This window comes from Polaribacter litorisediminis, assembly GCF_019968605.1.
Lineage (GTDB): Bacteria > Bacteroidota > Bacteroidia > Flavobacteriales > Flavobacteriaceae > Polaribacter > Polaribacter litorisediminis.
This window is the reverse complement of record NZ_CP082966.1, coordinates 245,996-268,641: the sequence shown is the minus strand read 5'-3', so window position 1 is coordinate 268,641 and position 22,646 is coordinate 245,996. Positions and strand designations below refer to the sequence as shown.

Annotated in this window: 17 protein-coding genes; 11 read left to right on the top strand and 6 right to left on the bottom strand. The window is 31.0% G+C overall.

All coding sequences use genetic code 11. The annotated features are described in order from the left end of the window. Positions 1-116: 116 nt before the first annotated feature. A complete protein-coding gene (locus tag K8354_RS01090; RefSeq protein ID WP_223444749.1) occupies positions 117-1,127 on the bottom strand; it encodes a M28 family peptidase in 1,011 nt (336 codons plus the stop codon). A gap of 68 nt (positions 1,128-1,195) precedes the next feature. Here K8354_RS01090 and kdsA point away from each other — a divergent pair, with 68 nt between their 5' ends. The 4 genes from kdsA (at position 1,196) to K8354_RS01070 (ending at position 5,470) form a co-directional block, all read left to right on the top strand. Next, positions 1,196-2,014 carry a 3-deoxy-8-phosphooctulonate synthase gene (kdsA, locus tag K8354_RS01085; protein WP_223444747.1) on the top strand — a complete coding sequence of 273 codons (819 nt, stop codon included), beginning with the start codon at positions 1,196-1,198 and terminating at the stop codon, positions 2,012-2,014. A gap of 287 nt (positions 2,015-2,301) precedes the next feature. After that, complete coding sequence (locus K8354_RS01080; RefSeq protein WP_223444745.1) at positions 2,302-3,261, top strand: transglutaminase domain-containing protein; 960 nt, start codon at positions 2,302-2,304, stop codon at positions 3,259-3,261. 423 nt (positions 3,262-3,684) lie between these two features. Next, positions 3,685-4,632: a phosphotransferase gene (locus K8354_RS01075; protein ID WP_223444743.1), complete on the top strand. Its 948-nt coding sequence runs from the start codon at positions 3,685-3,687 to the stop codon at positions 4,630-4,632. A gap of 1 nt (position 4,633) precedes the next feature. Then, positions 4,634-5,470, top strand: coding sequence for a 3'(2'),5'-bisphosphate nucleotidase CysQ family protein (locus K8354_RS01070; RefSeq protein ID WP_223444741.1), 837 nt, complete (start codon positions 4,634-4,636; stop codon positions 5,468-5,470). A gap of 130 nt (positions 5,471-5,600) precedes the next feature. On the opposite strand, the gene K8354_RS01065 is transcribed toward K8354_RS01070, so the two are convergent. The 3 genes from K8354_RS01065 to K8354_RS01055 all read right to left on the bottom strand — a co-directional run bounded on the left by K8354_RS01065 (position 5,601) and on the right by K8354_RS01055 (position 12,133). Next, positions 5,601-7,856 carry an LruC domain-containing protein gene (locus K8354_RS01065; RefSeq protein WP_223444740.1) on the bottom strand — a complete coding sequence of 752 codons (2,256 nt, stop codon included), beginning with the start codon at positions 7,854-7,856 and terminating at the stop codon, positions 5,601-5,603. 2,357 nt (positions 7,857-10,213) lie between these two features. After that, on the bottom strand, positions 10,214-11,047 hold the full coding sequence (locus tag K8354_RS01060; RefSeq protein ID WP_223444739.1) for a universal stress protein: 834 nt from the start codon (positions 11,045-11,047) through the stop codon (positions 10,214-10,216). Between the two features lie 84 nt (positions 11,048-11,131). After that, on the bottom strand, positions 11,132-12,133 hold the full coding sequence (locus K8354_RS01055; protein WP_223444738.1) for a glycoside hydrolase family 113: 1,002 nt from the start codon (positions 12,131-12,133) through the stop codon (positions 11,132-11,134). 272 nt (positions 12,134-12,405) lie between these two features. Between K8354_RS01055 and K8354_RS01050 the strand changes: the two genes are divergently transcribed. From K8354_RS01050 to K8354_RS01020, 7 genes are all read left to right on the top strand, one after another. Continuing rightward, entirely contained in the window at positions 12,406-13,755 is a 1,350-nt protein-coding gene (locus tag K8354_RS01050; protein ID WP_223444737.1) for an NAD(P)/FAD-dependent oxidoreductase, read from the top strand. A 55-nt stretch (positions 13,756-13,810) separates the two neighbouring features. Next, the gene (locus tag K8354_RS01045) at positions 13,811-15,433 is read left to right on the top strand and encodes a 4Fe-4S binding protein (protein ID WP_223444735.1); all 1,623 of its coding nucleotides are present in this window, start codon (positions 13,811-13,813) and stop codon (positions 15,431-15,433) included. 351 nt (positions 15,434-15,784) lie between these two features. Then, the gene (locus K8354_RS01040; protein WP_223444732.1) at positions 15,785-16,477 is read left to right on the top strand and encodes a glycosyltransferase family 2 protein; all 693 of its coding nucleotides are present in this window, start codon (positions 15,785-15,787) and stop codon (positions 16,475-16,477) included. After that, a complete protein-coding gene (locus tag K8354_RS01035) occupies positions 16,477-17,967 on the top strand; it encodes a cellulose synthase family protein (RefSeq protein WP_223444730.1) in 1,491 nt (496 codons plus the stop codon). The genes K8354_RS01040 and K8354_RS01035 overlap by 1 nt, the downstream gene beginning before the upstream one ends. Beyond that, the gene (locus K8354_RS01030) at positions 17,967-19,391 is read left to right on the top strand and encodes an MptA/MptB family glycosyltransferase (protein ID WP_223444727.1); all 1,425 of its coding nucleotides are present in this window, start codon (positions 17,967-17,969) and stop codon (positions 19,389-19,391) included. Before K8354_RS01035 ends, K8354_RS01030 begins: the two co-directional genes overlap by 1 nt. Positions 19,392-19,448: 57 nt before the next feature. Then, positions 19,449-20,462: a LacI family DNA-binding transcriptional regulator gene (locus K8354_RS01025; RefSeq protein ID WP_223444725.1), complete on the top strand. Its 1,014-nt coding sequence runs from the start codon at positions 19,449-19,451 to the stop codon at positions 20,460-20,462. A gap of 2 nt (positions 20,463-20,464) precedes the next feature. Then, positions 20,465-21,271: an HAD family hydrolase gene (locus K8354_RS01020; RefSeq protein WP_223444724.1), complete on the top strand. Its 807-nt coding sequence runs from the start codon at positions 20,465-20,467 to the stop codon at positions 21,269-21,271. Here the strand turns inward: K8354_RS01020 and K8354_RS01015 are convergent. Together K8354_RS01015 and K8354_RS01010 are read right to left on the bottom strand one after the other, a co-directional pair. Next, complete coding sequence (locus K8354_RS01015) at positions 21,268-21,690, bottom strand: secondary thiamine-phosphate synthase enzyme YjbQ (protein ID WP_223444723.1); 423 nt, start codon at positions 21,688-21,690, stop codon at positions 21,268-21,270. The genes K8354_RS01020 and K8354_RS01015 overlap by 4 nt on opposite strands. Continuing rightward, positions 21,687-22,646, bottom strand: a complete 960-nt coding sequence (locus tag K8354_RS01010) for a carbon-nitrogen hydrolase family protein (RefSeq protein ID WP_223447749.1) — start codon at positions 22,644-22,646, stop codon at positions 21,687-21,689. Before K8354_RS01010 ends, K8354_RS01015 begins: the two co-directional genes overlap by 4 nt.

Below are 22,646 nucleotides of genomic sequence, written 5' to 3'. Positions count from 1 at the left end.
TTTAATCAGCAATTAAAATTCCTGTGAGGATAAAATTTCAATTTATTGGAATTATTACAATCACTCACACCCGTTGCATTAAAAACGTAGTACATTCTTTAATTTTTCAAATATCCCTATTTTGTCTTTTGCTCTAAAACGACCCTTGTAGGTGTATCTTTACCATTAATAATACTTTCCGTTCCTTTTGCTACCGCTTGTATCGTTTGCGTAATAACAGTCATATTTAAAGTTTCAGCTTCATCAGAAGCCTTATGATAATCTTTATCTACATCAATCGGAGTTGTAGAAAAGGTATGAGACGGAACGCCTAAACGCGCCAAAGAAGCATTATCTGACCTAAAAAATAGATTAAACTTTTTATATGGATCTGGAAATAATTGATACCCAGAACCTGCTAAATTCTTTTGAATAATTTTTCCGAAATCAGAACGCTCAAAACCAGTTAACCAAGCTGTATTTGGTCCAAAGCTAGGTACTTTGCCAATCATTTCTAAATTAATTCCTGCTACAAATTTTGATGCATTAATACCTTTTCCGAAATGTGTAGAACCAATTAACCCCATTTCTTCGGCAGTAAAGGCAGCAAAAACAATGGTTCTTTCATGGCCAACTTTCTTAAAATATGCTGCCAAGGCTAAAACGCCTGTAACACCAGAAGCATCATCATTGGCCCCATTAAAAATAACATCTCCTTCTCCACTCTTTTTCATCCCTAAATGATCATAATGAGCAGAAATAATTACATATTCTTCTTTTTTACTTTTTCCTTCCAAAACCCCGATAATATTGGCGCTTGTAATTTCATCTTTAGCCCCTCTCGGCGTAAAATTAAAAGTTTGTCTGTAGGTTTTTAATCCTTCAAAAGGGATTAAACCGATTCTTTTAAACTCGCTTTCTATATATTTAGCGGCCTTTTCAATTCCCTCTGTTCCAGATTTTCTACCTTCCATATCATCTGCAGCTAAGGTGTAGAGATGCTTTTTAACCATCATAGAATCAATGAAAAATGAATTTTCGATTGTTGGTGTTTTTTCGATTTTTGAGTTTACAGTGTTCGCTTCTTTATTACTTCCACAAGAAATTAGTAATGCTGATGCTATTAAAATAGTACCTATTTTTTTCATTATTTTTCGATTTTTAAAAGCCTAAATATAGCTAATTTTATTTCGTATTTTTGCATAAAATTTTACAAATGATTTTATCTGAAATTCCGAATATAAAACACTTAGATACTAATAATTTCTTTCTTTTAGCAGGACCTTGTGCTATTGAAAGTGAAGAAATGGCGCTAAGAATTGCCGAAAAAGTAATTACAATTACTGATAAACTTGCAATTCCCTATATTTTTAAAGGAAGTTTTAAAAAGGCAAACAGAAGTAGAATTGATAGTTTTACAGGTATTGGAGATGAAAAGGCATTGAAAATTTTACAAAAAGTTTCAGAAACTTTTCATGTACCGACGGTTACTGATATTCATGAAGTTTCTGACGCCGCTAAAGCTGCAGAATATGTTGATGTTTTGCAGATTCCTGCATTTTTAGTACGTCAAACAGATTTGGTCGTTGCGGCTGCACAAACAGGAAAAGTTGTCAACTTAAAAAAAGGACAGTTTATGAGTCCTGGCGCCATGAAACATGCCGTACAGAAAGTAAAAGATGCAGGATCTCAAAAAGCATGGATTACAGATAGAGGAACCATGTTTGGATACCAAGATATGATTGTTGATTTTAGAGGAATTCCTGAAATGCGCAAATTTGCTCCTACAATTTTAGATGTTACGCATTCTTTACAACAACCAAATCAAACAACTGGTGTTACTGGCGGAAGACCAGAAATGATTGAAACAATTGCCAGAGCCGGAATTGTAAATCATGTAGATGGATTATTTATTGAAACTCATTTTGATCCTGCAAATGCAAAATCTGACGGTGCAAATATGTTGCATTTAGATAATTTGGAAAAATTATTAACGAATTTGGTTGCCATCAGAAAAACAGTGAACAATTTATAAAACATCCTGTATCGTTATTTCAGCTTGCAAGGTTTTTAAAATCTTTTAGGAAAAAGAACCATTATAAAAATAATAGAATGGTAAAATTTTGGATTATTGCAGGATTTATCTGCTTTGTATTAATGTTTATTTTGATAAAATTCACATGCGTGCCTATTATGTTGTTAAAACGGAGCAATGTTTTGACTTTTTAAACTAAAAAAAGAAGACTAAAAAAACGCTGATATGAAATCAAAACAAAAAAGTAGTTGCATCCTATTTAGTTTAAATTTCTACTTATAAAATTAATGAAACAACTGATTACTCTTTTTCTATTTTTCAGTATTTCTTTAAATTCTCAAGATTTTTCTGATGTTGATACAAAGATTCTTGACTACCCTCGCTTTTCTAAAGCAGAAGATTTAGCCAATCAAATTAAAAAAGATTTTAGGACTGATTTAGAAAAAGCGAGAGCAGCTTTTTTTTGGTTGACACAAAACATCCGCTATAACTTAAAAGAATATTACAACCCGAAACCAAGACGATTTCGTATTGAATTTTCATCCGAAGCTGAAAAAAATAATAAATTACAAGCTTTAAAATACCAGTTAGTTGCAGACATGTTTCAAAATAAAACAGGAGTTTGCGAGGAATATGCACAGGCTTTTAAAATACTTTGCGATTTATTAAATATTGAATCTGAAGTAATTAAAGGATATGTTAGAAATAATCCCAATGAAATTGGTACAACTTCTACCGCGGTAAACCATGCCTGGAACGCCGTGAGAATTGATGAAAAATGGCTTATTTTAGATGCTACTTGGGCAACTGGTTATAATTCTGGAAACCAATGGGTTCGTGAATTTAATCCGTATTTTTTTGACATTCCTAAAGATAAAATATTTAAATCTCATTATCCCGAAGAAACTATTTGGGTTTTGCGTTTTGGTAACATGACTTTGCAAGATTTTTACAAGCAACCTCTTTATAAAGCTACTTTCTTGGGTTTACAAACTGACTTAATTTCTCCAAAAACTGGCACGATTAGAATGAACGCATCTAAAAATATAGCGCTAAAATTTAAAAATTTTGACACCAATTTAAGCGTATTATATCGTTTTAAGGGATCTAAAAAATCACAAAAACCCCTGATCAAAACGGTAGGAGACATTACTACGATGATTCTAAAAAATCCGCAAAGAAATACAGACTTAATTTTATTTATAAATCAAGAAGATGCTTTGTATTTTAAAGTGAAGATGCGGTAATTATTTCCTTTTATTTTACAGCTATTTGTATACCTTTAGACTTAACTATTCGAGACTAACATTGAAAACAAAAATTACAATGAATTTAAAATGAACTAAAAACAGTCATAAATTGAAGTTATAAATTCTTTTAAGGACTATTAATTAGAGAGAAAGTATCCTAATATGAAACTTACTGATGTTAGGTTATAAAACAACTCAATCCAGAAAATCATCCAATCTATAACAATTTTACATACTCATCTTATGGATCAATAATATTGTTAAAAAACAAAAATATTATAGATAAAAACCGAGAGAACGTTTGTTATGAAGATAAAAAAATAAACATCTATTTTTGGTATGAATAAAACTAGATCTTACAGGTCTTAAAAACTCAAAAAGATTTGCCTACAGCAAAGTATTTTCTATTTTTGATGCCATATGAACAACTACTTCAAATCCATATTATTAGAAAAAACAGGCGCCACTGCTGTGCAAGAACAAGAAGTCATTCAAGAATTATGGAGTGGTTATGGTAAAATTATGCGCATTTTCTTACAAGGTAGTCTCTTAAAAAGTGTGATCGTAAAACACATACAACTGCCAGAACAAAGTCTACATCCTAAAGGATGGAATTCAGAAATAGGACATCAACGAAAGCTAAAATCTTATCAAATAGAAACTGCTTGGTATCAAAATTATAGTGCACAAAGTACCGCACGTTTGCCCAAATGTTATGGTATTGCTCATCAAAATGATGAAGTGCTCATTGTTCTAGAAGATTTAGATGCTGCTGGGTATTCGTTGCGCAAACAAAACATTTCTTGGCTCGGCATTGCAGCCTGTTTAGAATGGTTGGCAAAATTTCATGTAAGTTATCTGGGTAAAACACCCGAAGACCTTTGGAAAATTGGTACGTATTGGCATTTAGACACAAGACCTCAAGAACTTGAAGCACTAAAAGATATCGACTTGAAAGAAGCTGCGGCTAAAATCGATCGTAAATTAAACTCTTGTATGTACCAAACTTTGGTGCACGGTGATGCCAAATTAGCAAACTTTTGTTTTTCTGAAAACGGACAAGTAGCAGGAGTAGATTTTCAGTATGTAGGTGGTGGTTGCGGCATGAAAGATGTTGCTTATTTTATAGGAAGCTGTTTGGATGAAGAAGATTGTGAACGCTTAGAAACTAAAATTCTAGACACGTATTTTAGCTATTTACAAAGGGCTTTGGGAAATAAAAATGAAGCGTTAGAGAGAGAATGGCGGGATTTATATCCTGTAGCTTGGGCAGATTTTCATCGGTTTTTAAAAGGATGGAGTCCGGGGCATTGGAAAATAAATAGCTATAGTGAACGCCTGACCAAAGCAGTCATTAAAACTCTTTAAAATGGATTTACAACACCTTACAAAAATTGCTATAAAAGCAGCACTCGCTGCCGGAAAGGTCATACAAAAAGCCATGAATCAAGAGGTAATCGTCGAAAAAAAAGAAGGAGGTGATAGCTATGGGTCACAAGTGGTAACTGCCGTAGATCTCGCTTGTGAAAAGATTATTTTTTCGCATTTAAAACCAACTTGTACTGCCTTTGATATTGCCTTATTATCCGAAGAAACCGAAGATGACGAAAGTAGATTTCAAAAAGATTATTTTTGGTGTATTGACCCGATGGATGGTACTTTGGCTTTTATCAATAAATACCCAGGGTTTTCGGTATCCATTGCTTTGGTAGCTAAAGATGGTACACCCCATATTGGTGTAGTTTACGACCCTAGCAAAGACCATCTCTACTATGCTATTAAAGGAAAAGGCGCTTTTAAAAATGGTGAAAAATGGGAGGTTACCGCTACAAATGACTATTTAACGTATGCAACGGATAAAAAGTTAGATGACACCCCAAAACAAGCTCAAATTAAAGAAATAATTCAACATAAAATGAATACTTTAAAGATACAAGAACTGAAAGAAATTTCGGGATCAGGAGCTATTTTAAATGCTATTTTGGTTGCAGAAAACGCACCCGCTATCTTCTTAAAACTACCTAAAAAAGAAAAAGGTGGTGGTAGCATTTGGGATTTTGCAGCTACTGCTTGCATCTTTCAAGAATTAAATCTAAAAGCTACTGATTTTAATGGAGACTCCTTAAATTTAAACAACAAAAAAAGCACTTTTATGAACGACCAAGGTGTTTTTTATAGTAGTTTGACAAAAGGTTTAAAATACTGATCTTTTTGATTTTTAAAAACAAACTATTTCAATTATCAAGAAAAATGAGCCAAAAAAAAGACTCTCCATATTGATTAATTCAATAGTATGGAGAGCCTTTGTAAGCTAATGGTTGCACTGTATTAATGTGCTATTCAATTAAATTAGCCGAATTTCTATTGCCATTAATATTTGTATACCAATCTAATGCAGGATTTGACGTTACAAAATCATCAAAATTAGGAAATGCTTCTAAAATTGAAATACCTTCTTTAGGCCAAGGTAAATCAACAGGAAGATCTGTTAACACCCAAGGAAACCCATTATTGTTAACAAAGAGGTTAGTGCCTGAAGACTTATCATCACAACGTGAAAAGTTATTCTCGTCATTATACATAGAAGGCGAATTTAAAGCCGCAAAATTACGATGTAACTCATTGTATAAAGGATGTATTTCATGCCCCATTTCTCCGTTTTGCAATATAAACTCGTCATAAGCACCGTTGATCTTGGTAACGGTTCCTGAGATTACTGGAATATTTGCATAATCAATTCGAACGGTATTTATGATTGCCCCTGTATTACTAGTATAAATCGATTTTATGTTATTGAAGACAAACAACGTTGTATTATTTTCGGTATCATGCACTCTTGTAATTTCTGCACTATCATAAGCACTCGCTGCATCTAAAGTTAAAACTGCAGTATCGCCATCATCCATCACTCTTAAAACAAAGCTATTATTAAAACCAGCTCCGATTGCCGGAAATTTATAATCGAACTTAATTTCGTTGATTACGCCATTTAAAACTCCTTCTTGGTAACTATAATTATGTACAAAGTCATTTAAATCGTAATCTCCCATACATGGATACAAATCCTCATATAACGAAGTATAAAAACTACCTTCTCCTTGTGGAAAGTTGTAAGAAGCTACATTAGGGTTATTGTCATCTACATCTACACCCGCAATAACACCATCATTATCTTCATCTATCACATTATTATAACCTAATGAGCATGCACTTGGAGAAATAAAAGTATCACAAGTATTTATAACTTTATTATTTCTCATACTTTCGGTAAAACTATCGGAACAGATATCTAATTCTCCTTCAAAGCCTGATGAGTTACCAACAAATGTGATAGCCCCTGTTTCTATAACAGAATATGCCTTGCTTCCTTTTATTTTAGCATTAGACTGAATACTTGCCGATTTAAAAACAGAACCTTCTTTAATCGTTACTTCACTGTCTGAATTATTGATAAAACTACCTGCAATAACCGTATAAGAAGCGTTTGTAAAATCAACTTTTTTATTATTGATAAAATTACCAGCAATAGTGGTTTTACATTCATTGCTAAAAGATCCGTTGCCATTAATTGTAAAGTTACCCGCAACAACAGTTTCAGAGTTTACTTTGTTATGAAACGTTCCTGAATTTGTTACATGTCCGCCGATAGCAAGTCTTCCTCCATCTACATCTAAATGACCGTTTTCTGTTAAATCTACCGATCCAGAAACATTGCAAGTTCCGTTATAAATATTAATATCTTTGGAACTAGCACTTAAATTACCTACTATATTGGTTGTTCCCCAGTTATCAAATGCTGCATCTTTTGAAATATTTATATTGACACCATTAAAGGTACCTACATTGTAAATAGTTGAATTTATAGTTCCTGAAAGTGTTAAAGTAGCTCCTTCCCCTACATATATTTCAAGTTTACCACCATTATCATTTAAAAAACTTGGATTCCAAGAACCACCACTACAAATGTATATGGTTGTTTTTTTATCTACATTAATTCCTTGCGTTGAACTGTTTGTAATACTAAAATCGTCATTGTCATTTCCCGTAAATTCATCGAAATCACCACAGTCCCAAGTTGGCGGTTCATCACCAGCTACGAATGCGCTTGTTTTAGATGAGGTCTTAGCACTTGATTTTCCCGAAGTAGCACTTTTGTTTTCATCTGCATCCACATCTGGTACAATTTCATCTTCAATAACTAAATTTTGTAATTCACTAGGGGTTAGAATCCATTCTCTGGTTCCTATGGCCAAATCAGCTTGTACCGATAATAAACGGATGTGATTTGGCACTTTAACTACATTATTTATTGATGTTTCTCTATCGATTACACCACTATATAATAACTTATAGTTACCGTCTTCCACTTCAAATACTTTCACTCTTACCATGTCTGCACGAGATGTTTCGGACAAATTGATACTTGTATTTTGTAAGGCAATAGGTCTTAAGTCATGACCTTCTGGAACTACTAAAGTTGTGATATCATCCGTAATATAATCTACGGGTTCTGAAACTTCTTTTGTAAATTCATTACTACAACTTTGAAAAAGTGCTAGAAAAAAAATTAGGGTAAAAAATTTTGTTTTCATATGTATTGGTTTTAGGGTTTCCTGTTTAATCATTAGGTAAAAAAAATAATTTTTAGATTGATTCATTTCATTCTTATCACCTTATAAATTTATTGCTTTCTATGCTGTTAAAATATGATATTTATCACAAAATAAATTCGAATAGAGGCTTTCATGAACAATAAAATTAAAACTTATAGCTTTAAAATATTGTATTATACAACTTTTAAACGTTCTATATCGATGATGAGCATTTTTTTCTTTCGATAAATCGAAAAGAACCTTAATTAAACTAGATGATATATACATAATTGTAGTAATTCAAATTAAAACCAATACATAAAGTATTGTAATTTTAGTGCTCCCCATGATTTATAATTATTATTGAACCCAGAATTTATTACTTTCTACTCTTTTAAAATAAGATATTCATTATAACAAGAATTCTTAAATATTTTTCTTTTGAATAGATTTTGGGTTTATCAAAATTGATTTGAACGATTATAAATTAAAGAAATAAAGAAGTTCTTACAATAATTTCAATGTAAGAAATTCTTTACTTCTTTTTTAATTTAGCTACTCCTTTAAAATAATTCTAGCCTTAAGTTTGTAATTGATTAAAATAGTTTTTTGTTAAAAAATTATGATGATTTATATTCTTTAAGAACTGTTTTCAATTTAAGATTAAATTAAATCTTGAAGACTAAAAAAAGGACGTTTGTAATATATGAGCTGTATATAGAATAAACGAAGTATTTTAAAGAACAATTGCTTTTATAGGTGCGATTGTAGGTGTCTTACTATAATTTTTAGACGGAAGAAATATAGACATTTATCCGTTCAGAAAGAAGAAAAGACTATTGTCCTTTCTTTTCTTCTGAAAAATATAAAATATCTATCTCTAAAATTTGCGTTTGTTACTTGAACTTAAGTAATGTTTTAAATAAAAAAAAGCGCCTTAATTTTTTTCTTAAGACGCTCCAGAATCGTATAAATACACCCTACAGTATTTACACTTCCTTATTTAATTTGTAGTATCTAGATAATTTTTTAAAAGCTTCATCACTTATTAGATATTAAATGGAGTTTTAACAATAAAACTATAAATAATCAGGCTAAATTTCTTTTTAAATTATGCAAGGCTTCAACTTTAATATTAATAAAAAATTAAATTTATAAGACTCGTCAAAGTTAAATAATTAGTTCCTGTATCCCCATGACCGTAGTCATGCTAAAGTTTAATTTTTTCCTTATAATTAAATGATTTTGTTTAATACTGATCCTATTTACGATTTAGAGAACTGTTTAAATCTTCATTAGATGCAAACTATATCCATTAAAATCACTTTTTAAAAAAATTAGACATATACTTTTCTTAAATCTGATGTTGATTTAAATTTAAAAACCTAATTAGCTTAAACAATTCACAATGAAGACTAGTATGTTGTCAACTTAAAAAATTTAAAAAATGTTTTTAGCATTTGAATCGATAAGTTGATTGATAAAATTGAGAAAGGGAAGAAACAAGAGAAAAAAGTCATAACAGTCGCTGCATCTGATAAAGATTGTATGCTAGGTATTGTAACTAGATTAAGACCTGTAGTATAAAGACCTATTGCACAGGTCAAAAGAATTGCTAATTGTTTTAAAGTATTCGTTTTCATAATTGGGGGAAATTATAAGTTTATAAATTATTGATATTCAAATTTACAATTAAATAAAGGTCTAAATGCCAAAAAAAGGTGCGTAGTAGTATTTGAGCTTTTTAGAAAATAAATGTACTAGAATAAGGAATAAGTGTTTTTAAACAAAAAAAACAATTTAAACTATATTTTTTTGAAGCATTGTGGCACTAATACACCTTTAAAAAAAAGAAATAAGTTAAAAATACACACGATTTTTGGTAACATTAATCCAATAGAATATGGAAGCCTCTATATCATTAACACCAATTTAGATGTATAGTAACGTGTAAATAAATTGAATTATTTTTTTATTCATTCAACTTTAAAAGGATTCGTACCGCTTTTGTAATGGTGATTTTTTAAAACAAAGAAGCGAAAATTAAACGATTTATTACGACATTATATGTTTAAAATCGTATGAACACCAATTCTAAAGATTTATAAGCATAGCTGCATTGGCTTTTTGTCCAATAACGCTCTTTACTTTATAAAACTTGTGCCCATTATTCTGATTTTACCTTGCCTTCCTAAATAACAAATGGAATAAGATTATTTGTCTGTGATCGAATAGTGAAATATCTCTAAAAATATCTGTGTATAAACAAACTACAAAGAACACTGTATAATTAATGCTTACGAATCTAGAGATCGAAATAAAAAAACCAGCACTAATTATTTAAACGATTCTAACTTTTACATTTTAAAAGTCATGATTGGTAAAGATGAATGGTTTGAAATATCTTCAGAAATACTTCCAGAGAAAATATGAGACAGTCCTTTTCTACCATTTGTAATGAGCGTTATTAAATCTGCTCCTATTACATCTGAAAATGTTAAAATCCCCTCTTCAATAGATTTTGCACAAACAAAATTAACATTGATTAATCTATCGATATTTCCTTCTGCTTGCATTAAAAAATTATTTGCAAGAAAGTCCATTTCTGGAGTTGTCTTAAAATTTTCGTTAGGTAAATTTACATATAAAAGATGTTTTCTAGCATTAAAAAAGTCTAATGAATTTAATACCTTTTTAAAGCCAACAATTGATTCTTCAGAAAAATCTGTAGCAATAACAATATCAGAAAAATTAACATCTCGCAACTCATTTTTCAAGACTAAAACAGGTACATCCGCATATCTAATTACTTTTTCTGTATTAGAGCCGAAGAAGAATTCTTTTAACCCACTTGACCCATGAGAACCCATAATTATAAAGTCTGCATCCACTTCGTTTACAATTGAATTCAACTCACTAAAGACTTTAGAACTCTTAATAATAGGTATCACTTTAACGCCTGCTAAATAATCTTTCTCTAGAAAATTTTTAAATCTTTTTTCTGCTAACTTTGTAATAAGTATGGTTTTTTCTTGGCTATACTCATTACTTTGTGATAAACTTACATCTGGTAAATCTAACATGTGCACTGCATAAACCAAAATGTCTATTTTTTTTGATAAAAGTGCAGCGGCTCTCAATGCGAACTCTGAATATTCAGAGAAATCTACGGGTATTATTATCTTTTTCATAGGTAATTATTTTTAAATACTGAACAAATATAAGTTTTTTTTCGAATATTTTTTAAGACATTTATCACGTTTTTACAAAAAAAGCTATTGCTTATATAATTGCTGAATTAAGACTTCGGCAGGTTTATTTTGTGGTGTAAATCTATTGTTATTTTCTCCTCCAACATAATCATGCCTGTGAAACCATTTCCAAATAAAACCACCGGCAAACCAGTCTTCATTCCAAAACTGATTGTGTATCGCCTTTAAAGCATCTGACTGAGCTTGTAAATTTATATTCCCTTCTACTCTATTAGAATCCCAAGGTTGTTTGCCATTAAAATCCATACTTCGATAACCAAATTCGGTGAATAAAATAGGTCTATCGAACTTTTTTTGAATTCTCATAATTTCTTCTTTATGAGGTTTCCATCCACTTTCAAATTCTTGTATTGTGGGCGATTTTTTATCACTCAAAGGAAAATAAGCATCAATCCCAATCAAATCAATTTCTCCCCAAAAAGGAACCCTTTTAAATTCGTCCCAATTTGCAGCATATGTTAATTTTCCTTCAAATATTTTTCTAATTTCTAAAATTAGTTTTTGCCAATATTGTGGTCTTTGCATTACAAATTTCTCCAATTCTGTGCCGATACAAAACATATCTGCCCTAATTTCTTGTGCTGCTCTTGCATAGGTTAAAATAAAATCTGAATATGATTCTTCTAAAATAGTCCATTTTTCTTCAGAATCCATTGCGATATCACCTGTAAATTCTCCACGCCAAACCCAAATTTGAGGTTTTACCATCACTTTTATGGTGTTTTTTTGAAACTGTTTTGCATATTGTAACAATCCGTTTTTAGTTTCTCCAAACCATTGCCTATTTGAGTTATGTGTTATTTTTGGCGATGCTAATTCTCTAATAAAACCAAAAGGCATCAAGGCAACATAATTACTTTGCGCCTTAATAACTGGGGCTATATGAGTAGCATCAATGGTATCTCTTGATGCCACAAAACTTAATCCATTAATTTTTTTGGTTTGACTTTTACACGATAACTGTAAAAGAATTAGTCCGAATAAAAAGAAGTATTTTGTTTTCATAAATATTTTTAAAAATAGTGATTTTCATCAAAATAAAACTCGTATTACCATTTAAATTTATAGCGCATTGTGCATAAATTGAATTCTTAAAATTAGAACATAAGCAAAAATAAACGATTTATTGCAACATGATAAGGTTAAATTGGCAGTAAAACTATATTAAAAAGAGCTTAACTTAGTTTAATTTTTATTTAAATCTATTCTAAATTACAGTTAAAACTTAAGGTCTTACCTTTAACATCGACTTAAAGGCAATAATCAATCAACTAACTATGGAACATATTGTTATTATTGGAAACGGAATTTCTGGTGTTACCGCCGCAAGGCATATCAGGAAAAATTCTGATCATAAAATCACACTAGTTTCTGCAGAAACAACATATTTTTTTTCTAGAACGGCACTTATGTACGTCTATATGGGACATATGAAGTTTGAACACACACAACCTTATGAAAATTGGTTCTGGAATAAAAATAACATCGATTTAAAAGAAGGTTTTGTAACAGCAATAAACACGGATAAAAAAATATTAGAATTCAAGGATTCTTCGGCACTTTCTTATGATAAACTAATTCTTGCAACAGGTTCTAAACCCAATAAATTCGGGTGGCCCGGACAAGATTTAGAAGGAGTTATGGGGATGTATCATAAACAAGATTTAGAAAATTTAGAAAAACACGCTCCTAATAAAGAAGTGTGTAAAAGAGCCGTAATTGTTGGTGGCGGATTGATAGGAATTGAGCTCGCAGAAATGCTAAGAAGCAGAGATATTCCGGTTACATTTTTAGTTCGTGAAGCTAGTTTTTGGAATGGTGTTTTACCTGCACAAGAATCAAAAATGATCAATAAACACATTCAAGATCATCATATAGATTTGCGATTGAGCACCAATTTAAAAGAAATTAAAGCGGATGAAAATGGCCACGTAAAATCGGTTATTATTGAAGAAACAGGAGAAGAAATCTTTTGTAATGTAGTCGGATTAACTGCAGGAGTTACACCGAATATTGATTTTATAAAAAACTCAAAAATAGAAACTAATAGAGGAGTTTTAGTCAACCGTTACCTAGAAACCAACATTCCTGATGTTTTTGCTATTGGAGATTGTGCCGAACAGCATACAGCTATTGGGCAACGCAGAAATATTGAAGCTGTTTGGTATACAGGCCGCATGATGGGAGAAACCCTAGCACAAACAATTTGTGGAAATAAAAGAGCATACAAACCAGGACATTGGTTTAATTCTGCAAAATTTTTAGACATTGAGTATCAAACTTATGGCTGGGTTTTTAGTGAACGAAACAAGCAAGAAAATGAAGAATACTTTCAGTGGCAACATGCAAAAGAAAATATGTGCATCACCATTTCATATGATAAAAATACGAATCAATTTTTAGGGATTAATACCTTTGGAATTAGAATGCGCCACGAAATTTTTGATAAATGGCTCACAGAAAATAAACCTATTACCTATGTTTTAGAATTTTTAGCCGATGCTAATTTTGATCCTGAATTTTATAAATTATATGAAGCTGAAATTGTAGCGAAATTCAATGAAGAGAAAAACACAAATATTCAATTAAAGAAAAAAAGTTGGAAACGAATTTTCTCAAATAACTAGAATTAAGCAAGCATCAAAATCTTTCAATTAAAACTCATAACATAAAATTATCATTGTGAAATTTATAAAACAAACTGGTTTAATCGTCTTCCTTATAGGATTGACAATTTTTATAGGAACTATTTTTACAGGCTCATTCAGTTTAACACCGCAAGAATTAGATACTTTTATTGCCGAAAAAGGGTATAAAAGCAAAGTGATAAAAGACGAACTTTCTAAAGGAATTGTAAACCAAGAAGGTTTAAATATTTTTGCTTTTTCTCATAAAGTAATTACAGCCTTCGAAACCTCCAACAATTATTATGATGCATTAATTGAAAAATATAATGCTGAAAAAAATTGGACTCAAAAAGGAGCACAATATCAATACAAAATACCGGATAAAATACGAAGCATTAGTTTTGCGCTAGCAAAAAAAGCTGGTAAAGGATTCACAGCGAACAACCAAGTTTTGATGTGGTTTTTAACTTTTGGCTTGGGCATTATTGGCGCATTACTTTACATTATTCCTGATGTTGTTTTATTAGGCAAACCTGGTATTAAAAACGATGGAATCTTTTTAAACCCTGCTACAAATCGTGGTTGGATAGGTTGGTTTGCTTTTTTCTTTTTAGTTACTTTTTATATACTCCTTTATTTCTATCCAGATTTTATTGTAAACTGGGTGTATTTAGTAGATCCTATTAGCAAATCTATTAGCGGAAACCCTGCAAGTCAATGGTTTTTATATGGTTTTTTATATTGCATAGTTATGATTGTTATGGCCGTAAGAATGTATATAAAATACCGCCATAATAAATACCAAATTCTAAGAACAACCTCTGTTTTATTCTTTCAAATTGTATTTGCTTTTTTAATTCCAGAAATTTTAGTTCGTTTTGATAAACCTTGGTACGACTTTAAAAATGCGTTTCCTTTAGACTATGATTTTTTCTTTAAATGGAACTTAAACGAGTTACTTGCTAGTGGTACATTTGGTTTATTTATTTTAGTTTGGGGTGTTGTTTTAACAATTGTTGTGGTACCTATTATGGTCTATTTCTTTGGGAAAAGATGGTATTGCTCTTGGGTTTGCGGCTGCGGCGGTTTGGCAGAAACATTAGGAGATCCGTACCGACAATTATCAAGTAAAACATTACTTTCTTGGCGCGTAGAACGCATAGTAATTCATTCCGTTTTAATTTTTGTTTTGGTGATGACAGGTTTTGCATTATATACGTTCTACTCCGGATCAAATCAGGTTATCGGAATCAAAACACAAACAATTCAAGACATCTATGGCTTTTTAATAGGATCTATTTTTGCAGGGGTTATTGGCACTGGATTTTATCCTATTTTTGGAAATCGGGTTTGGTGTCGCTTTGGTTGTCCATTGGCGGCTTATTTAGGTTTTGTGCAACGTTTTAAATCAAGATTTAGAATTACTACCAATGGCGGACAATGCATTTCTTGTGGAAATTGCTCTACGTATTGTGAACAAGGAATTGATGTAAGAGCCTATGCCCAAAAAGGTGAAAATATTATACGCTCTAGCTGTGTAGGTTGCGGAATATGTTCTGCCGTTTGCCCAAGAGGCGTTCTAAAGCTAGAAAACGGCCCAGAAAATGGAAGAATAAATCCGACAGAAATTTTATTAGGAAATGATGTTGATTTAATGGGACTGGTAAATAAAAAATAAAAAAACCTTCCGAAAGCTAGTCTAAAGGAAATGGTTTTTTCTCTTTAAAATATTTTCTATAAATCTCTGTGAATCCCATGATATATTGTATTAAAATATTAAAAAAACACTAATCTCCTTGGCATCAAAAAAAGAAATATGATTTTTTAATGACCGTAAATTTGATCACTAAAATGCTACTATAAAAAGGAAGTATCAACAAAAGAAGAACATTTTAAGCATCATTTAGCCACTAAATATTGGTACTTTTGCGCCAGAAATATGCTACATAAATTTTAAAATATTAAAAAATAAAAGAGTGGACGGATTTTTCTTCTTTAAAAAAGAGAATCATCTAAACGATTTAAGAGAATGAAACCTATTATTAAAGTAATTATTCCTGCTTATAACGAGCAAGATTCTATTGAAAACGTCATTAAAGACATTCCTGAAATTGTTGATGAAATTATTGTCATTAGTAATAATTCTACGGATGCAACTGAAATAAATGCTAAAAATGCGGGTGCAACAGTATTATCCGAAAATAAAAAAGGCTATGGTTATGCTTGTCTTAAAGGGATGGATTATATTTCAAAACAAAAAACGAAACCTTCTATTATTGTTTTTTTAGATGGAGATTATTCTGATTATCCAGAACAATTAACAGAAATTATTGCCCCTATTTTACAGGATAACATCAATTTTGTAGTTGGAGCTCGTGTAAAAGAATTGCGCGAAAACGGCTCAATGACTCCTCAACAAGTTTTTGGTAATTGGCTAGCGACCAAATTAATGAAGTTATTTTTTAATGCAAAATTTTCTGATTTAGGCCCTTTTAGAGCTATTAAATATAATGAATTATTAGCATTAAAAATGCAAGATAAAACCTACGGTTGGACAGTAGAAATGCAATTAAAAGTTTTAAAACAGAAAATGAGTTATGTAGAGATTCCTGTTAAATATAGAAACAGAATTGGCGTCTCTAAAGTTTCAGGCACAGTAAAAGGTTCTATCTTTGCAGGTATAAAAATTCTTGGTTGGATTTTTAAATACAGTTTTAAATAATGGTTTTAGAATATTTAGTTATCATCATTTATACATGCTGTCTGGTGCTAATTTTTATCTATGCATTGGCACAGCTAAATCTACTTATAAACTATATAACATACAGAAATAAAGAAGATCTCTCGCCAAAATTCAATTTTAAAAACCCTGATGAAATTCCTTTTGTCACCATACAATTGCCCGTTTATAACGAGCTATATGTAATGGAGCGTTTGCTTAAAAATATTGTAAAATTAAAATATCCTTTAAAAAAATTAGAGATTCAAGTATTAGATGACTCTACGGATGAATCTGTGCAAATGACTGCAAAGCTCATCAAAAAAATTCAAAAAACAGGAATTGATATTCAACATATTAGAAGATCTAATAGAAATGGATTTAAAGCGGGTGCGTTAAAAGAAGGTCTTAAAACGGCTAAAGGAGAATTTATTGCCATTTTTGATGCTGATTTTTTACCAAAAACAGACTGGTTGCTTCAAACTGTTCCTTATTTTAAAGATTCAGAAATCGGTGTTGTGCAAACAAGATGGGGGCACATCAATAGAAATTATTCTGCGCTTACTAGAATTCAAGCTTTTATGCTCGATGCTCATTTTACTTTAGAACAAGTAGGTAGAAATAGCAAAGGTCATTTTATTAATTTTAATGGTACAGCCGGAATTTGGCGTAAAACATGTATTTATGATGCCGGTAATTGGGAAGGTGATACACTGACTGAAGACATCGATTTAAGTTATAGAGCACAACTTAAAAACTGGAAATTTAAATATCTAGAAAAGGTAGAAACCCCAGCAGAATTGCCCGTAGTAATTAGCGCGGCAAGATCGCAACAGTTTAGATGGAATAAAGGAGGTGCAGAGAACTTTCAAAAAATGCTTAAACGCATTATTACCAGTAAAAACATTTCTTTGAAGACAAAAATTCATGGAATCTTGCACTTATTAAATAGCTCTATGTTTATCTGCATTTTTGTGGTGGCTGTTTTAAGTGTTCCTATGTTATATATTAAAAATGAATATGCCCATTTAAAAAACTACTTTTATGTGATGAGCTTTTTCGTTGCCAGCTCTCTTATATTTTTTATTTGTTACTGGTATATGTATAAAAATATTTATGGAAGTGGCTTTGTAAAATTCATTAAATATATTGGCGCATTCTTTACTTTTTTCTCAGTAGCGATGGGCTTTTCTTTACACAATACTATTGCCGTTTTAGAAGGTCATTTAGGTAAAAAAAGTGAATTTATTCGGACGCCTAAATTTAATATTACCACTTTAAAAGACGGCTGGAAAAAGAACAAATACATTAAACAGAAACCTTCTGCTCATGTAATTTTAGAAGGATTGCTTGCCATTTATTTTATTTTCGGAATGTACAGCGCTTTTATTGTTGGAGATCAAGGAGGAGATTTTGGTTTATTTCCTTTTCATTTTATGCTTTTCGCAGGATTTTCTTATGTATTTTTTAAATCTATTTTTTCTAAAGCATAATGTCTTTTTACTATAAATATAAAGACGCTTTTCTTATCTTTTTTAGTGTAATTATTTACTTTGTATTTGCTTATTTTTTAGAAAGAACTGCCTTCAATAAACTACTGATACTATGGGTTTTGCTATTTGGATGTTTTTATCTGCTCATAAAAAGCAAACAAATTTCATTTAAAACACTCGTTGTCATTGCTGTTATTTTTAGATTGATATTTCTCTTTGCTACTCCAAATTTATCACAAGATTTTTATCGATTTATTTGGGATGGCAGAATGATTCTTGAAGGATTCAATCCCTACATATCTTTACCACAAACATTTATTCGAGAAGGATTGCATCCAATTGCAGAAGCTTCAACTTTATACGAGGGAATGGGCACTTTAAATGGAAGCAATTACACAAATTATCCGCCCTTAAATCAACTTTGTTTTTTAATTGCAGCCATTTTGTCTAGTAAAAGTATTTTTGGAGCTATTCTAGTTTTAAGAATCATCATTATTCTCGCTGAAATCGGAATTTTATTTTTTGCCAAAAAACTATTGGTAAAATTACAAATTCCTATAAAAAATGTTTTTTGGTATGCACTAAATCCGTTCATCATCATAGAAATGACTGGCAATTTACATTTTGAACCCGTAATGCTTTTCTTTTTGATTTTTGGTATGTACAAACTTTATCAACAAAAATGGATTTTGGCTGCAATTCTTATTGCTTGTTCTATTGCTGTAAAATTAATTCCGCTGTTATTTTTACCTTTATTTTTTCAATGGTTTGTGAAGCCTAAGGTTATTTTAAAAGAAGTGAAGCCCTCTCTTTCTTCTAAAAACAAGACGAATATAAAGAAAGAAAAATGGACTCTTAACGATATAGGAATCAGCAAACTAATTACTTTTTACGGAATTGTTTTCCTCATAAATATTCTTCTATTCCTTCCTTTTTATTCACCCGAATTAATTACAAACTATAGTAATTCCGTGGGTTTATGGTTTAAGACTTTTGAGTTTAATGCAAGTTTCTATTATCTTTTTAGAGAAATCGGCTATTTATTTAGAGGATATAATGAAATTGCTATTATTGGAAAAATAACCCCCATTCTGACTATTATTTTCCTACTTATGGTAACTTTTTTCAGAAAAAACACCCCTTTAAAACAATTATTTACAGCAATGTTATTTGTATTATGTTTTTATTATTTTACCACCACAACCTTACATCCTTGGTATTTGGCAACCCCCTTAATACTATCTATTTTTACAAAATATAGGTTTCCTGTTGTCTGGAGCTTGGTCATTATTTTAAGTTATCAAGCGTATGCAAATTCGCCTTGGCAAGAAAACTTATGGTTTGTTTTTATTGAGTATTTGGTTGTATTTTTGTATTTAATTTATGAAATAAAGGATACAAAGAACCAAAATAGGATAATTTAATAATTTCTTAAAAACAGAGTGGTTATATTTTTATATCTTGCCCAATAACTTTAAACTATGAAAAAACTTACTATAAAAGATATCGCTAAAGAGTTTAATGTTTCAATATCTACGGTTTCAAAAGCTTTAAATGATAGCTACGAAATAAGTGAAACAACTAAGAATAAAATTCAAAAATACGCCAAAGAAAACAACTACAAACCCAATTTTAATGCATTAAGCTTAAAAAACAGAAGTACAAAAACTATAGGGATTATAATTCCTACTATGTTAAAGTATTTTTTTGCACAAGTTTTTAAAGGGATAGAAAAAACAGCATTAGAAAGAGGATATAAAGTAATTACTTGTATTTCTAATGAATCTTTTGACAAGGAAGTTGAAATTATTGAAATGCTTTCTAACGGCAGTATCGACGGATTTCTTGTTTCTTTAGCTAAAGAAACAGAACTGAAAGAAGATTATAAGCACCTTCAAGACACTATAAAAAACGGAACGCCCATTGTGATGTTCGACCGGGTTGCGCAAACCTTAGATTGTGATAAAATAATTACAGATGATTTGAATGCTGTAGAAAATACGGTGGAGTTTCTATACAAAAGTGGTCATAAAAATATTGCTTTTGTTTCTACAATGAGTGATTTTCATATCGGAAAACAGCGTTTTATGGGATATAAGAAAGGATTAGAAAATGTTGGTTTACCGTATAATGATGATTTAGTCGTTAATATATTTGACAGAGATTACAAGCAATATGAGACTATTTTAATTCCTTTTTTAGAAAAAAATAAGATTGATAGTATTATTACTACAGGCGAATCTGCCGCAGTTGCCTCTATGAAAGCAGGAATAAAAACAGGACGTAAAATTCCACAAGACTTATCTGTCATTGCATTTTCTAACGGAATTTTAGCGAGACATTCTAGTCCTAAAATGACAACCATTAGTCAGCATGGAGAACAGATGGGAGCATCTGCAGCTAAAATTTTAATTGATAAATTAGAAAATAAAAATACAGACACCCTAACCAAAGTCATTACCACCGATTTAGTAATAAGAGATTCTACCAAGTAAATATGATTGATTTTTCTAAAGTAAAATTAGTGGTTTCTGATATGGATGGTACTTTACTCAACTCAAAAGGAGAAGTTAGTCATCGTTTCTTTCATCTTTTTAAAGAGCTACAAAACCGTAATATCATTTTTTGTGCTGCAAGTGGCAGGCAACATAATAGCATTGTTTCTAAGTTAGAGGTTATTAAAGAACAAATTTACGTAATTGCAGAAAATGGCGGTATTGCTAAAAAAGGCAATGAAGTATTACTATCTAATTTTTTAAAGCCCGAAAAAGTATTACAACTGATTCCTATTTTAAGAGAAATTAAAGGCGCTAATATGGTGCTATGTTGCAATGACGCCGCCTATATAGAAAGTAAAGACGAACGTTTTATTGAACTATTCCAAGAATATTATCATAGCTTTGAAGTAGTCGAAAATTTAATTGAAACTGCAAAAACAATCCCTGTTTTTAAGGTTGCCGTCTATCACTTTGAATCCTCTGAAAATTATATTTACCCAGTAATTAAACATTTAAACAAAGAAATTTTACTCAAAGTATCCGGTAAAAATTGGCTCGATATTTCTGATGAAAAAGCCAATAAAGGAAATGCATTAAGAGCCGTACAACAACTTTTAAATGTAACCAAAGCAGAAACGATGGTTTTTGGTGATTATCATAATGATATAGAAATGATGCTAGAAGCAGACTTTAGTTTCGCGATGAAAAATGCACATAAAGACATTACAGAACTCGCTAAATATGCTACTGAAAGTAATGATAATTTTGGAGTGGAGATTATTTTAGAAAAACTGGTTAAAAACTAAACTCCGAAAACCGAAAGTACTAACTTTCTAGAACCTCCATAGTTTCTGTGTTCACATAGATAAATTCCTTGCCAAGTTCCAATATTTAATTTTCCTTTTGTAATTGGCACCTCCACTGAACTTCCTAATAAAGAAGATTTTATATGTGCAGGCATATCGTCACTGCCTTCATACGTATGAATGTAATAAGCCACATTTTCTGGAACCATTTTATTAAAATGACTCTCAAAATCAACTCTAACCGTAGGATCTGCATCTTCATTAATTGTTAAACTTGCCGAAGTATGTTTTATAAATACTTTTAAAAATCCTTTTTCTAAAGTTTTTATTTCTGGTAATGCCTTCACAATATTTTCTGTAATGGAATGAAAACCCCTTTTGTAAGGTTTCAGTTCTATTTCTTTTTGTTCAAAAATCATAAAATATCATCATAAGAAACCGTGCTTTGTCGTTCTCTATTTACCGTTAATTTGGTAACGTCTGGCCTCGAATAGTGCCCTACAACATCAAAATTTTGACGTTCTTCTAAAACTCGATTAAAATCTAACGTTTCTATAAGCAATCCTTCTTTATTGATAACCGGCTCTATGATCCATTCTCCATCAGGACCCGCAATACAAGAACCTCCGTTTGCTAAAATAGGTGGGGCATCTTTTACAATTTCATCATAATGAGGAACATCCGAAGGAAAATCAGATTTTGCCATTAAGCAAGAAACAGAAATTACAAAAGAACGAGATTCTCTTGCAATAAAACGTGTAATATCTTTCGTATTATGATCAGAACCTGGCCAAACTGCTACGTGTAAATTTTCGCCCAAACCGTACAAGGCAGTCCTAGGCAAAGGCATCCAATTTTCCCAACAATTTAAACCACCAACGGTAAATTCTTTTAAAGGATGTACTTGCAAACCATTTCCGTCTCCTGGAGCCCACGTTAACCGTTCATCATATGTAGGCTGTAATTTTCTATGAACAGATTTTATGTTTCCTTCTTGATTAATGTACACCAAAGAAGCATAAATACTATGTCCGCCTCTATTTGCTGCACGTTCCATAATTCCTAAATAAATAGCAATGTTGTGTTCTTTTGCCAATTTGCAAATGGAATCCAATTCTCCTTTCTCTATCGTTACAGAATTACGAACATAATGCGCATGAATTTCTTTCTGAGTTTTAGAGTTCCATGTTGCGCCATTTGTTAAGCCAATCCAAAAAGGATAACCAGGCAATAATGCTTCGCCAAATACAATAAGTTCACAATTTTCTTTTGCCGCATCTAAAATTGATTTCTCAATTTTTTCGATTGTTTTTTCTTTGCTTAACCAAACTGGTGAAATTTGTGCTAAGGCTACTTTTAATAGGTTGTTTTTCAT